We start from the raw sequence: 13,859 nt of genomic DNA, 5'->3' as shown, positions 1-13,859 counted from the left end.
TGTTGTTTGAAAATTTAGCGTTTTGCGCGCTTAGTTCTAAATTCTTACTAAAATCGCTTATGGTGTGGCTTCGTTCAAGCGCTCTTTTAATGTGATACTTTAAGGCCGCTCCTGCGGTGGCTTCGTTCAAAGCGTAGCCGCTAAACTAAAAACCTTTTTTAAGAGCACAGTTGTTGTAAGGCTTCTTTAATCGCTGCTTCTATGCTGAGATTGGGTTTTAGGGTTTTTAAAACTTTATTGATTTCAGTGCTTTTAAAGCCCAAACTCTCTAGGGCTAAAAAGACTTCATTGCGTGCAGGTCTATTTTCATCTTGAATGAAAAAGCCAATCAAATCCACCATGATCTTATCAGCGAGCTTTTTGCCAATGCCTGGGACTTGCTGGAGTCTTTTGACTTCTTTGGTGGCGATAATGTTTTCAAATTCGTTCGGCGAAAAGCTTGAAAGAATGGCTAAAGCGATACGCCCCCCTACCCCATTGATTTTTAAAAGCCTTTCAAAGAGGATTTTTTCGCTCTCTTCTAAAAACCCGTATAAAAGATGTGCATCTTCTTTAATCACTTGTAAGATTTTCAAACGCGCTTTTTGGCCCGCTTGAAGCAAAGCAGAAGTTCGCATAGAAACTTGCACCCCATAAACAACCCCTTGCACTTCTATATGCGCTTCTAAAGCAGAGATTTTTTCCACAACCCCTATCAAACCCACTATCATTTTATCCCTTTTTTTATTTCTTGTTCTAGCCTTTTATAGTGCTTTTAGGGATTTTTTTGATTTTATGATCTTCATAGATCACATTCACGCTTTCATTATGGCTTAACATAGCGCTCAAGTTACTCACTTTAGGGTAATTGCGATGGTAGATCACGATATTTTCTTGCTTGAAAGGGTTTTTAGTCATAATACTTGCATGTTGGAAGCTGTTTTCTATGCTGATGAGTTTAGCGTAACATTCGTTATTGATTTTTTGCAATTCTAGCATTTGGGCTTTTAAGATTTTCAAACGCTTTAAAGCAAACATAAACTCGCTATAAGCGTCTTTCACGCTTTCTTGTTGCATTAAAGAGCGCTTGATCTCTTCAGTGGCGTTTTTAAGCTTTTCCATGATGGTTTGATGGTTTTTGACTAAATGGTTTAAGGACTGGTGCTGAGCGATGATTTTTTTGGATTTTAACCCTAACGCATTGAGTTTTTGTTTAGCGGCTTTCAATTCTTCTTGGTTTTCTCGCCCCCCAAAAGCGTAAAAAATAAAGCGGTTGCCATTACCATCCACCTCATCAATCCAACATTGCTTGGAAAAATACAGCTTGTTGTCGCTTTTAAGCTTTTCTAAAGCGATTTCTTTCGCATAGACCACGCTCCCCGCGCTCGCTTCCACTTTAACGCTATTGGCATACACTTTAGCGCGCTCTAAATACTTGCACTCAAACTCTTTAGCGTAGCACACGCCCTTATGGTTAGTGATATGTGCTTTATTGGCATAGACATAGCTTTCAGGGTGGATTTGCCCCTCTATGGTAATTTCTTTGGCCACTAAGATCACATTCTTGCCCACATTGCCCTTAATGTTAATTACGCTCGCTTCTAAAATGAGGTTAGAATCAATCGCATCGCTCAATTCGTCTTTAGCCTGAATCTCTAAAACTAACCCGCTCTCCACTCCCCCTAAAAGATTAGGCACTTCAATGGATTTGATCCCGTTTTTAAAAATAAAATTTTGATTAGAAACCAAACGCCCTTTTTCCATTTTAACCCCTTGTAAGGCTTTGGAGTAATACACTAAGGCGTTATTTTCTTCTCTTTCTTCAAAAGCGTTTTTGTCATGCCCTATGGGGGTGGGCGAATTGGCAACTTTAGGCAATTCAATATAAAGACCTTTAAGGTTACGACCGTCTCTGCCTTGTTTGGGGTAATTCACGCAAGCGACTTTTTGGTTTTCTTTAGCGATATAATCATTTTCTTTAACAAAAGATTCTTCTTGATCGCTTAAAAAAATGGTATGGGTTGGAAGGTATTCTTCTTCTAGTAAAAAATGCGATTTTTCTTCTGTATTAGGGATAAAGGTTAAAGAAGCGTATAAAATAAAGCACTTGTTTTGGGCTTCTTTTTGATATTTTCTTAATTCTGTTTTTAGATTTTCATACATTTGTGAAAGGTGGCGAAACACCACGCCTTGAAAGGCTAAACACTCTTTAATATACGCAAACATTTCTTGGTAATGCTCTTCAGTGTCTAGGACAATAAAACACTCGTCTAAAATAATTTCTATTTTGCTTAAATCTTCATCCACTTTTACTTCAAAAAAGCGTTTGTAAGCGCTTGATTTGATTTTAATGTCGTGGGTTTGATAAAGGGTTAGCTCTTTTTTTTCATAGTATTCATCTTCTTCTAATTGTTGCAATTCCCCACCAAAAGCCTCGCTAAAATCGTCTTTAGCGCTGTTTTTGATAAAAATAGAAGTTTTTAAAATCTCAAACCATAGATCTTCTGTTTGTAATTTATTTTCAGCGGCCGCTTTTTTTAATTCTTTTTGAATGTCTTTGCACCGCTCAACTTTTATAGGGGCAAAACGCTCCAAGCTCATTTTTTAATCCTTAAATGGTATAATATAAGAATTTGAAAAAAGAAATATGCTAACAAAAAAACACTGAAAATTAGGTAATAAATACAGCTAGTATGCTAAAAAAAATATTTTTAACCAACAGCTTAGGGATTTTATGCTCTAGGATTTTTGGCTTTTTGCGGGATTTGATGATGGCTAATATTCTAGGGGCTGGGGTGTATAGCGATATTTTCTTTGTGGCTTTCAAACTGCCTAATCTATTCAGGCGTATTTTTGCGGAAGGCTCGTTTTCTCAAAGCTTTTTACCAAGCTTCATACGAAGCTCCATTAAAGGGAGCTTTGCGGGTTTGGTGGGGCTTATTTTTTGCGGCGTTTTATTCATGTGGTGCTTATTGGTGGCTCTCAATCCCTTATGGCTAACCAAACTCCTAGCTTACGGCTTTGATGAAGAGACGCTCAAATTATGCGCCCCTATTGTAGCGATCAATTTTTGGTATCTTTTATTGGTGTTTATCACCACTTTTTTAGGCGCGCTTCTGCAATACAAACACAGCTTTTTTGCCAGCGCTTATAGCGCAAGCTTGCTCAATTTATGCATGATTTTAGCCCTTTTTATTTCTAAAGAAAAAACGCATTTAGAAGCGTTGTATTATTTGAGTTATGGCGTGCTTTTAGGGGGCGTGGCTCAAATTTTATTACACTTTTATCCTTTAGTGGAATTAGGCTTATGGGATTTATTATTTAAAGGGTTGTTGAGCTTTAAGACCAAAAATGCCGTCAAAAAAAAATACCGCTCTAAAAGGGCTAAAAAGGACCTAAAAGCGTTTTTCAAGCAATTCCTTCCCAGTGTCTTAGGCAATTCTAGCGCTCAGATCGCTTCTTTTTTAGACACCACGATCGCCTCTTTTTTGGCGAGCGGGAGCGTGTCTTATTTGTATTACGCTAATAGAGTCTTCCAGCTCCCTTTAGCTTTATTTGCTATCGCTATCTCTAGTGCCCTTTTCCCTAGCATTGCGATCGCGCTTAAAAACAACCAGCAGGATTTAGTCTTACAACGCTTGCAAAAGGCGTGGTTTTTTTTGGTGGGGGTTTTGCTTCTTTGCAGCATTGGGGGGATCATGTTAAACAAAGAAATCACCGAGCTTTTATTTGAAAGGGGGCAATTTGGCCCTAAAGACACCTTAATCACTTCGCAAGTCTTTTCGCTCTATCTTTTAGGCTTGCTCCCTTTTGGGCTAACCAAACTCTTTTCTTTGTGGCTTTATGCGAAATTAGAGCAAAAAAAAGCGGCTAAAATCTCTTTAATTTCGCTTTTTTTAGGTTTAGCGGCTTCTTTGAGTTTAATGCCTTTGTTAGGGGTTTTGGGTTTAGCGTTAGCGAATAGTTTGAGCGGGTTATTTTTATTTGTTTTAACGATAAAAGCGTTTGGCTTTCAATTATTCTTGGGTATAATCAAGAATTTAAAATCATGGCTTGTAATCCTTTTCCTCGCTTGCGTGGAAATCTTATTACTCTTAGCGTTCAAATCGTGGGTTACACATTTATATTTATTTTATTATTTTCAAGGTTTTTAAATGTTTATTTATGATACCAAATTAAAACAAAAAGTCCCTTTTGAGCCTTTAGTTAAAAATAAGGCGAATATTTATGTGTGCGGGCCTACGGTGTATGATGACGCTCATTTAGGGCATGCCAGGAGCGCGATTGCTTTTGATTTGTTAAGGCGAACGCTTGAGTTGAGCGGCTATGAAGTGATGCTAGTAAGGAATTTCACGGATATTGACGATAAAATCATCAACAAAGCCCTAAAAGAAAACAAAAGCATTCAAGAATTAAGCAGTATTTATATTGAATCTTACACGAGGGATTTAAACGCTTTGAACGTGAAAAAACCCAGCCTAGAGCCTAAAGCGAGCGAGTATTTAGACGCTATGGTGGGCATGATTGAAACGCTTTTAGAAAAAAATTTCGCTTATAGAGTCTCTAATGGGGATATTTATTTAGACACGAGCAAGGATAAAGATTACGGCTCTTTGAGCGTGCATAATAGCAGTGTGGAATTTGGCCGTATTGGTTTGGTGCAAGAAAAACGGCTTGAGCAGGATTTTGTGTTATGGAAAAGCTATAAGGGGGATAATGATGTGGGCTTTGATAGCCCTTTAGGCAAAGGGCGCCCTGGCTGGCATATAGAATGCTCTAGCATGGTTTTTGAAACTTTAGCGCTCGCTAACACCCCCTATCAAATTGATATTCATGCAGGCGGAGCGGATTTGTTATTCCCCCACCATGAAAATGAAGCGTGCCAAACCCGTTGCGCCTTTGGCGTGGAGCTTGCCAAATACTGGATGCATAATGGCTTTGTGAATATCAATAACGAAAAAATGTCTAAAAGTTTAGGGAATAGCTTTTTCATTAAAGACGCCCTGAAAAACTATGATGGCGAAATTTTGCGCAATTACTTACTAGGGGTGCATTATCGCTCTGTTTTGAATTTCAATGAAGAAGACTTGTTAGTGAGTAAAAAACGCTTGGATAAAATCTATCGTTTAAAACAGCGCGTTTTAGGGACTCTTGGAGGAATAAATCCAAACTTTAAAAAAGAAATTTTAGAATGCATGCAAGATGATTTAAACGTTTCTAAAGCGTTGAGCGTTTTAGAAAGCATGCTTTCTTCTACGAATGAAAAACTGGATCAAAACCCCAAAAACAAGGCTCTAAAAGGCGAAATTTTAGCGAATTTGAAATTCATAGAAGAACTGCTTGGCATCGGGTTTAAAGACCCTAGCGCCTATTTCCAATTAGGCGTGAGTGAAAGCGAAAAACAAGAAATTGAAAACAAGATAGAAGAAAGAAAACGCGCCAAAGAGCAAAAAGATTTTTTAAAAGCCGATCGCATCAGAGAAGAGCTTTTGAAACAAAAAATCGCTTTGATGGACACCCCACAAGGCACGATTTGGGAGAAGTTTTTTTAAACGTCTCCAATTTTACCTTTTTACACATTCTAGCCACAAATTTCAGCCATATTACTTTTTAATCCTGTTAAGTTTTATATTCATTTATCTTAACTTGATAAAAGTTGAACATTGGTTGTAGATACTATATATTTATAGCCTTAATCGTAAATACAACAGAAATTTTCTAGTTTAAAGTCGCACCCTTTGTGCAAAAATCGTTTTACAAGAAGAAAGGAAAGAAATGGAAATACAACAAACACACCGCAAAATCAATCGCCCTCTGGTTTCTCTCGCTTTAGTAGGAGCGTTAGTCAGCATCACACCGCAACAAAGTCATGCCGCCTTCTTTACGACCGTGATCATTCCAGCCATTGTTGGGGGTATCGCTACAGGCGCTGCTGTAGGAACGGTCTCAGGGCTTCTTAGTTGGGGGCTAAAACAAGCCGAAGAAGCTAATAAAACCCCAGACAAACCCGATAAAGTTTGGCGCATTCAAGCAGGAAGAGGCTTTAATGAATTCCCTAACAAGGAATACGACTTATACAAATCCCTTTTATCCAGTAAGATTGATGGAGGTTGGGATTGGGGGAATGCCGCTAGGCATTATTGGGTCAAAGACGGGCAATGGAACAAGCTTGAAGTGGATATGCAAAACGCTGTAGGGACTTATAACCTTTCAGGGCTTATCAACTTTACCGGTGGGGATTTAGATGTCAATATGCAAAAAGCCACTTTGCGCTTGGGCCAATTCAATGGCAATTCTTTCACAAGCTTTAAGGATAGCGCTGATCGCACCACGAGAGTGGATTTTAACGCTAAAAATATCTTAATTGATAATTTTATAGAAATCAATAATCGTGTGGGTTCTGGAGCCGGGAGGAAAGCCAGCTCTACGGTTTTAACTTTACAAGCTTCAGAAAAAATTACAAGCCGTGAAAATGCGGAAATTTCTCTTTATGATGGCGCCACACTCAATTTGGTTCAAAGCTCAAATCATAGCGTTGATCTATATGGTAAGGTGTGGATGGGCCGTTTGCAATACGTGGGAGCGTATTTGGCCCCTTCATACAGCACGATAAACACTTCAAAAGTGCAAGGGGAAATGAATTTTCGCCATCTTGCTGTAGGCGATAGAAACGCCGCTCAAGCAGGCATTATCGCTAATAAAAAGACTAATATTGGCACGCTGGATTTGTGGCAAAGCGCGGGGTTAAGCATTATCACCCCTCCAGAAGGCGGTTATGAGAGTAAAACTAAAGATACCCCTTCTCAAAATAATCCTAAAAATGATGCGCAAAAAACAGAAATTCAACCCACGCAAGTCATTGATGGGCCTTTTGCTGGTGCCAAAGACACGGTGGTCAATATCTTTCGTTTGAACACTAACGCTGATGGCACGATTAGAGTGGGAGGGTTTAAAGCCTCTCTTACCACCAATGCGGCTCATTTGCATATCGGCGAAGGCGGTGTCAATCTGTCCAATCAAGCGAGCGGGCGCTCTTTGTTAGTGGAAAATCTAACCGGGAATATCACCGTTGAGGGGGCTTTAAGGGTGAATAATCAAGTGGGCGGTTCTGCTGTGGCAGGCTCAAGCGCGAATTTTGAGTTTAAGGCTGGTACGGATACCAAAAACGGCACAGTCACTTTTAATAACGATATCCATCTAGGAAAAGCGGTGAATTTAAGAGTGGATGCTCATACAGCTTATTTTAATGGCAATATTTATCTGGGAAAATCCACGAATTTAAGAGTGAATGGCCATAGCGCTCATTTTAAAAATATTGATGCCACAAAGAGCGATAACGGGCTAAACACTAGTGCTTTGGATTTGAGCGGCGTTACAGATAAAGTCAATATCAACAAGCTCACTACATCTGCCACTAATGTGAACATTAAAAACTTTGACATTAAGGAATTGGTGGTTACAACCCGTGTTCAGAGTTTTGGGCAATACACTATTTTTGGCGAAAATATAGGCGATAAGTCGCGCATTGGTGTCGTGAGTTTGCAAACAGGATATAGCCCGGCCTATTCTGGGGGCGTTACTTTTAAAAGCGGTAAAAAACTGGTTATAGATGAAATTTACCATGCCCCTTGGAATTATTTTGACGCTAGGAATATTACCGATGTTGAAATCAACAAGAGGATTCTTTTTGGAGCCCCAGGATACATTGCCGGCAAAACAGGGCTTATGTTTAACAACCTAACCCTAAACAGCAACGCAAGCATGGATTATGGTAAGGATTTGGATTTAACCATTCAAGGGCATTTCACTAACAATCAAGGCACGATGAATCTTTTTGTCCAAGATGGGCGTGTAGCGACCTTGAATGCAGGCCATCAAGCAAGCATGATATTTAATAATTTAGTGGATAGCGCGACCGGGTTTTACAAACCACTCATTAAGATCAATAACGCTCAAAATCTCACTAAAAATAAAGAACATGTTTTAGTGAAAGCGCGAAACATTGATTATAATTTAGTGGGAGTGCAAGGCGCTAGTTATGACAATATTTCTGCAAGCAACACCAATCTGCAAGAGCAATTCAAAGAGCGCCTAGCCCTTTATAACAACAACAACCGCATGGATATTTGTGTGGTGCGAAAAGACAATCTCAATGACATTAAAGCATGCGGGATGGCTATCGGCAATCAAAGCATGGTGAATAACCCTGAAAATTACAAGTATCTTGAAGGTAAGGCATGGAAAAATACAGGGATTAATAAAACGGCTAACAACACCACAATCGCTGTTAATTTAGGCAACAATTCTACGCCTACTAGTTCTGAAGGCAATACCACAAATTTACCTACAAACACCACTAACAAGGCGCGTTTCGCTCGCTACGCTCTCATAAGAAACGCTCCTTTCGCTCATTATAACGCTACCCCTAATTTAGTCGCTATCAATCAGCATGACTTTGGCACCATTGAAAGCGTGTTTGAATTGGCTAACCGCTCTAGTGATATTGACACGCTTTATGCTAACTCAGGCGCAAAAGGCAGGGATCTCTTACAAACCTTATTGATTGATAGCCATGATGCGGGTTATGCCAGAACAATGATTGATGCTACAAGCGCTAATGAAATCACCAAGCAATTGAATACGGCCACTACCACTTTAAACAACATAGCCAGTTTAGAGCATAAAACAAGCGGCTTGCAAACTTTGAGCTTGAGTAATGCGATGATTTTAAATTCTCGTTTAGTCAATCTCTCTAGAAGGCACACCAACAATATTGACTCGTTCGCCAGACGCTTACAAGCTTTAAAAGATCAAAGATTCGCTTCTTTAGAAAGCGCGGCGGAAGTGTTGTATCAATTTGCCCCTAAATATGAAAAACCTACCAATGTTTGGGCTAACGCTATTGGGGGAACGAGCTTGAATAATGGCGGCAACGCTTCATTGTATGGCACAAGCGCCGGCGTAGATGCTTACCTTAACGGGCAAGTGGAAGCTATTGTAGGCGGATTTGGAAGCTATGGTTATAGCTCTTTTAATAATCAAGCGAACTCTCTTAACTCTGGGGCCAATAACGCTAATTTTGGCGTGTATAGCCGTATCTTTGCTAACCGGCATGAATTTGATTTTGAAGCTCAAGGGGCGCTAGGGAGTGATCAATCAAGCTTGAATTTCAAAAGCGCTTTATTGCGAGATTTGAATCAAAGCTATAATTACTTAGCCTATGGCGCTGCAACAAGAGCGAGCTATGGTTATGACTTTGCGTTTTTTAGAAACGCTTTAGTGTTAAAACCAAGCGTGGGCGTGAGCTATAATCATTTAGGTTCAACCAACTTTGAAAGCAACAGCACCTATAAAACGGCTTTAAAAAATGGTGCAAGCAGTCAGCATTTATTCAACGCTAGCGCTAATGTGGAAGCACGTTATTATTATGGGGACACTTCATACTTCTATATGAACGCTGGAGTTTTACAAGAATTCGCTAACTTTGGTTCTAGCAATGCGGTGTCTTTAAACACCTTTAAAGTGAATGCTGCTCGCAATCCTTTAAATACCCATGCTAGAGTGATGATGGGTGGGGAATTGCAATTGGCTAAAGAAGTGTTTTTGAATTTGGGCTTTATTTATTTGCACAACTTGATTTCCAATGCAGGCCATTTCGCTTCCAATTTAGGAATGAGGTATAGTTTCTAAATGCCGCTCTTAAACCCATGCTTTGGCATGGGGTTTCTTAAGAGATCTTACAAAACATTAACCCCTACAACGCATACACGACAAGCTTATTGTCATGCCAGATCGCTTCTAAGGGCGTATCATAGAGCACGCTTAAATTGTGTGAAGTCATAGCGATTGGCGTGGAAGCTTGCAAAAAAAGTTTTTTATCTTTGAGCATGACCACATGCGTGGAGTGCCTGGCAACCAAATTCGGATCATGGATATTGACTAAAACGCTCAATTCCCGTTTTTTCATCTCATCTTTAATCGCATCAAAAAAAAGGGCTTGGTTTTTTAAATCTAAAGCGCTCGTAGGCTCATCTAGTAATAATAAAGGCGTTCTTTGCAACAAACTTCTGGCTAAAAGCACCATTTGCCTTTGACCGCCGGACAAATCGTTGATGCCTTGATCTTTTAAAGCCTCTAAATCCAAGCGCTCTAAAACGCTAGTCGCTTCTTTAATGTGCTTGGCTTTAGGCATAGCGAATAGATTCAAATGCGTCGCTTTCCCCATTAAGACAAAATCCAAAACGCTGAAATTAAACGCATAATATTCCACTTGGGGGATATAAGCGATCAATTTGGCTTTTTCATAAGGCTTTAAGGGTAAAATATCTTTGTTACACGCTTTAATTTCGGTTTCTTCTAAAGGCTTTAAAAGCCCTAAAAGGCATTTTAAAAGCGTGGTTTTACCCGATCCATTAGGCGCTAAAATGCTGGTGATGCTGTTTTTTGGCACGCTGAAACTCAATTTATCCAAAATGAGTTTTTGAGAATATTTAAAGGACAGGTTTTTAACTTCTAAGACCATCACACCCCCCTAGTCCTGAATAAAAGCCATAAGAAGAAAGGCGCTCCTAAAACGCTTGTGGCAATGCCTACCGGTAAATCATAGGGGGTAATGGTTTTAGCCACCACATCCGCTAAAAGCAAGAAAAACGCTCCCATTAACAAAGAGCTTAAAAGCAGTTTTTGTAAATTCGCTCCAAAAAACAACCTCGCTACATGCGGAATGACTAACCCAATCCAGCCAATCGTGCCGGAAACGCTCACCGCTAAAGCGCTTGCAACGCTCACGCACACCAAACAAAGCGATCGCAACAGCACCGGATTAATACCCAAACTCAAACTTTGCGCATCGCTCAAGCTCAATAAATTGATGCGCCACCTTAACAAAAAAAGCGGGATAAAGCCTAAAGATAGCCCTATGAAAGCGATCAAGCAATCCTTATAACTGCTCAAAGACAAGCTCCCTAAAAGCCACACGACAATCGCTTGCGCTTTTTGGGGGATCACAAAGAATTTTATCGCTCCGGCTAGCGCGCTTAAAAACGCGCTCAACACCACCCCTGAAAGCACCAATGAAAGGACGGAATTGCCTAAAACCCTATTCATCGCCAAGACAGCAAGGCTGGCTAAAATCGCCCCAAAAAACGCTAAAATCGCAATGTTAGACTCCACTACCGCTATCGCCATCGCCACGCCTAGCATCGCCCCGCTAGAAATCCCTAGTAAAAAAGGATCCACTAAGGGGTTTCTAAAAATCGTTTGCATCACCACCCCACTCCCGGACAAACTCGCTCCCACCAGGAGCGCTAAAATCACTCGTGGTAGTCGTATTTCTAAAATAATAATACTTAAAGAGCTCAGTTCTTCATTATGCAAAAAGTGGTTTTTCACATTAAGGCACACTTCTTGCCATTCTTCAAAGCTCAAGGACTCCCCTCCAAACAAAAGCACCACCACCGCTAAAATCACGCAAGCTAAGGCAATATGATAGGTTTTAAGCATCACGCTTCCTTTTAAGAACGATTAATCTGAACAAAGAATCATACCAACTGCTCGGGAGGATTCTATACAACGCTAACAATAATTGGGTTTTTAAGCCGATCAAATAGCGGGCCTTGATTTTTTGACTCATGCTAAGAAAAACGATTTTTTGCGCCACGGCTTTAGGGCTTAGGGCTTTTTGATACACGCCAGAATAAAAGCTTTTAGCCGCATTCACCTCTAATGCATAAAGGCTATCTTTTCGCTCATCATTTTCAAAAGCGGTTTTTTCCCAGTTGCTTTTCACCGGGCCTGGCTCAATCAAACACACTTGAATGTTAAAGGGTTTAAGCTCTAAACGCAAGGCATCGCTATAAGCCTCTAAGGCATGCTTACTCGCGCTGTAATGGCCTAAAAAGAGCATGCTCACACGCCCTGCTATGGAAGAAAGGTTAAAAATCTTAGAGTGGGGCTTGTTTTTTAATAAGGGCAAACAAAACTGCACCACTTCACAAAGGGCGAAAAAATTCACGCCAAATTGTTTTTTAACTTCGTCAATGGGCGTGTCTTCTACGCTCCCAAACACCCCATAACCGGCGGAATTGATCAAAACATCGCAATGATCTTCTTTAGCGCTGATGTTTAAAAACACTTCTTTTAAAGCGTTAGAATCGCTCACATCAACATCAATGCTCTCGCATAACGCATGGTTTAACGCTACGCACAAAGTCGCATGCCTAGAGAGTGCATAGACTTTATACCCATGATCTAACAGCATTAACGCGCACTCCAACCCAATCCCAGAACTCGCTCCGGTGATAATTGCCACCTTTTGGCTTTCTTTTTTCTCGCCCATTATCTAACGCCAACTCTCTTATTATTTTTGTAATTCCTCTAATATTCACTTAATATTACTTAATTTTTACTAATATATAGTTCTTGGAATGTTTTTTACAAAAGACATTTTTAACACCAATTTTAATTAAGGAGAAACAATGCCTCAAATACAATCATCGCATTCCAATCATTTTGATTTTACTATAGACACAGCGGATCGCACTAAATTATTGATGAGCTATCTGGTCGTGCCTACAACCGCTAATTTCAACAATGTCATGCATGGGGGGGAATTATTGAACTTGTTGGATAAAGTGGCTTATGTGTGCTCAACTCGTTATTGCGCTAAAGGAACGGTCACTTTAAGCGTGGATGGGGTTACTTTTAAATACCCCATTCCTGTAGGGAATTTGCTCACTTTTTTAGCCAGCATCAATTATGTGGGCAACACCTCGTGCGAAGTGGGGATTAAGGTTTTGAGCGAAGATATTAAAACTCGTGAAATCACGCACACGAATTCATGCTATTTCACTATGGTGGCTGTGGAAAATGGCAAACCCACCCCCATGCCTAAATACGAGCCTAAAACAGAGGTTGAAATCCGCCGCTATGAAGGGGCTTTGAAGCGTAAGGAAATGCGCACACGAGGGTATTTAAAAAGCGGGAAACACGAGGGTGTTTAAAAAGCAAAAAAGTGCAAGCGGTGTTTTAACCCTAAATTTTATCTCTAAAAAAGGAGGGTAGTTGGTGGGCGTTTAAGCGTTATAAATTATGTGGGTGATTTACAAAACAGATCGCTATGACTGCCTAGTCTTACTAAAAAAAGGGTGTTTTTTGGTTTTTTGATTTGATAGACAAGCAATAAATCCGGTTGTAGGTGGCATTCCTTAAAATCTTTTAAAGTGCCTTTGAGCGGGTGGTCTTTGTATTTGGGAGCTAGGGGTTGCTCTTTGGCTAAATTTTAACCACTTTATATAAAAGCTTTAAATCAAACCCGTTTTTAACAAGAATTTTAAGATCCTTATCAAATTTTTTACTGGTTTCAATCATCAGCATTTTTAAATCTTAAATTTTCACAATGCTTTTTAAAATCCTCTACACTTTTAAAACAAAGGTGATTCTTGGTGTCTTTAGCCCTTGCTAAGATTTCTCGCTCTTCTTCTATGGTGTATCCGTTTTCGGTTAAATGGAGCGCTTTAAATTGGAGCGCTTTTTTGATTCTTTGTTTTTGAGCTTGGATTTCCTTCAATTTTTCTAACGCTCTTTTTTGTTTGGTCTTGATAGAATTTAAAAAGTTAAAAAGCTGTTTTTCGCTGTATTTTGTGTAGTCTTTTTCTGCGGTGGTGTTAGGCATGCTTATTCCTTTTAAAATATAAGATAAGTTCATTATAGCACAAGCGATTTGGTTTAAGCGTTATAAGTTGTGTGGGTGGATTAAAACAGCTCGCTATGACTGCATGAGTCATAAAAAAGCGTTGCTTTTCACTCTATAAGTGCCAAGAATTTTAAAAATTTGGCTAAACACTAGGATTTCACAATCTCAGTAAAATCGCTAAAGTCCT

At 39.7% G+C, this 13,859-nt stretch carries 10 protein-coding genes and 2 pseudogenes; 4 read left to right on the top strand and 8 right to left on the bottom strand.

From position 1 onward, the window contains the following. The 3 genes and pseudogenes from KX581_RS08565 to KX581_RS07700 form a co-directional block, all read right to left on the bottom strand. Window positions 1-130: pseudogene (locus KX581_RS08565) on the bottom strand (DUF3519 domain-containing protein); the annotation flags it as partial. Window positions 131-158: 28 nt separating this feature from the next. Further along, window positions 159-710, bottom strand: a complete 552-nt coding sequence (gene ruvA / locus KX581_RS07705) for a Holliday junction branch migration protein RuvA (protein WP_154479499.1) — start codon at window positions 708-710, stop codon at window positions 159-161. Between the two features lie 25 nt (window positions 711-735). Further along, window positions 736-2,580 carry a FapA family protein gene (locus KX581_RS07700; RefSeq protein WP_231176042.1) on the bottom strand — a complete coding sequence of 615 codons (1,845 nt, stop codon included), beginning with the start codon at window positions 2,578-2,580 and terminating at the stop codon, window positions 736-738. A 92-nt stretch (window positions 2,581-2,672) separates the two neighbouring features. Between KX581_RS07700 and murJ the strand changes: the two genes are divergently transcribed. The 3 genes from murJ to KX581_RS07685 all read left to right on the top strand — a co-directional run bounded on the left by murJ (window position 2,673) and on the right by KX581_RS07685 (window position 9,669). Further along, window positions 2,673-4,133 carry a murein biosynthesis integral membrane protein MurJ gene (gene murJ, locus KX581_RS07695; protein WP_231176041.1) on the top strand — a complete coding sequence of 487 codons (1,461 nt, stop codon included), beginning with the start codon at window positions 2,673-2,675 and terminating at the stop codon, window positions 4,131-4,133. Continuing rightward, entirely contained in the window at window positions 4,134-5,531 is a 1,398-nt protein-coding gene (gene cysS, locus KX581_RS07690; RefSeq protein ID WP_231176040.1) for a cysteine--tRNA ligase, read from the top strand. 223 nt (window positions 5,532-5,754) lie between these two features. Further along, window positions 5,755-9,669 (top strand): vacuolating cytotoxin autotransporter, encoded by a 3,915-nt coding sequence (locus tag KX581_RS07685; protein ID WP_231176039.1) that lies wholly within the window; start codon window positions 5,755-5,757, stop codon window positions 9,667-9,669. A 64-nt stretch (window positions 9,670-9,733) separates the two neighbouring features. On the opposite strand, the gene KX581_RS07680 is transcribed toward KX581_RS07685, so the two are convergent. Genes KX581_RS07680 through KX581_RS07670 form a run of 3 tightly spaced genes read right to left on the bottom strand, consistent with a single transcriptional unit; the run spans window position 9,734 to window position 12,316 of the window. Next, entirely contained in the window at window positions 9,734-10,501 is a 768-nt protein-coding gene (locus KX581_RS07680) for an ABC transporter ATP-binding protein (RefSeq protein ID WP_187910965.1), read from the bottom strand. Continuing rightward, the gene (locus KX581_RS07675; protein WP_000921449.1) at window positions 10,501-11,481 is read right to left on the bottom strand and encodes a FecCD family ABC transporter permease; all 981 of its coding nucleotides are present in this window, start codon (window positions 11,479-11,481) and stop codon (window positions 10,501-10,503) included. Before KX581_RS07675 ends, KX581_RS07680 begins: the two co-directional genes overlap by 1 nt. Further along, window positions 11,474-12,316: an SDR family oxidoreductase gene (locus KX581_RS07670; RefSeq protein WP_231176038.1), complete on the bottom strand. Its 843-nt coding sequence runs from the start codon at window positions 12,314-12,316 to the stop codon at window positions 11,474-11,476. Before KX581_RS07670 ends, KX581_RS07675 begins: the two co-directional genes overlap by 8 nt. A gap of 139 nt (window positions 12,317-12,455) precedes the next feature. On the opposite strand from KX581_RS07670, the gene KX581_RS07665 reads away from it, so the two are divergent. Next, a complete protein-coding gene (locus tag KX581_RS07665; protein WP_001135603.1) occupies window positions 12,456-12,980 on the top strand; it encodes an acyl-CoA thioesterase in 525 nt (174 codons plus the stop codon). A gap of 86 nt (window positions 12,981-13,066) precedes the next feature. Here the strand turns inward: KX581_RS07665 and KX581_RS07660 are convergent. Both KX581_RS07660 and KX581_RS07655 read right to left on the bottom strand, forming a co-directional pair. Then, a pseudogene (locus tag KX581_RS07660) lies at window positions 13,067-13,353 on the bottom strand (HP0892 family type II toxin-antitoxin system mRNA interferase toxin). Next, window positions 13,340-13,651, bottom strand: a complete 312-nt coding sequence (locus KX581_RS07655) for a type II toxin-antitoxin system antitoxin (protein WP_128005427.1) — start codon at window positions 13,649-13,651, stop codon at window positions 13,340-13,342. Before KX581_RS07655 ends, KX581_RS07660 begins: the two are co-directional and overlap by 14 nt. Window positions 13,652-13,859 lie beyond the last annotated feature (208 nt).

This window comes from Helicobacter pylori, assembly GCF_021062735.1.
GTDB lineage: Bacteria > Campylobacterota > Campylobacteria > Campylobacterales > Helicobacteraceae > Helicobacter > Helicobacter pylori_DN.
Note: the sequence above shows the minus strand (reverse complement) of the source record. Positions and strands in the feature narration are given on the sequence as shown.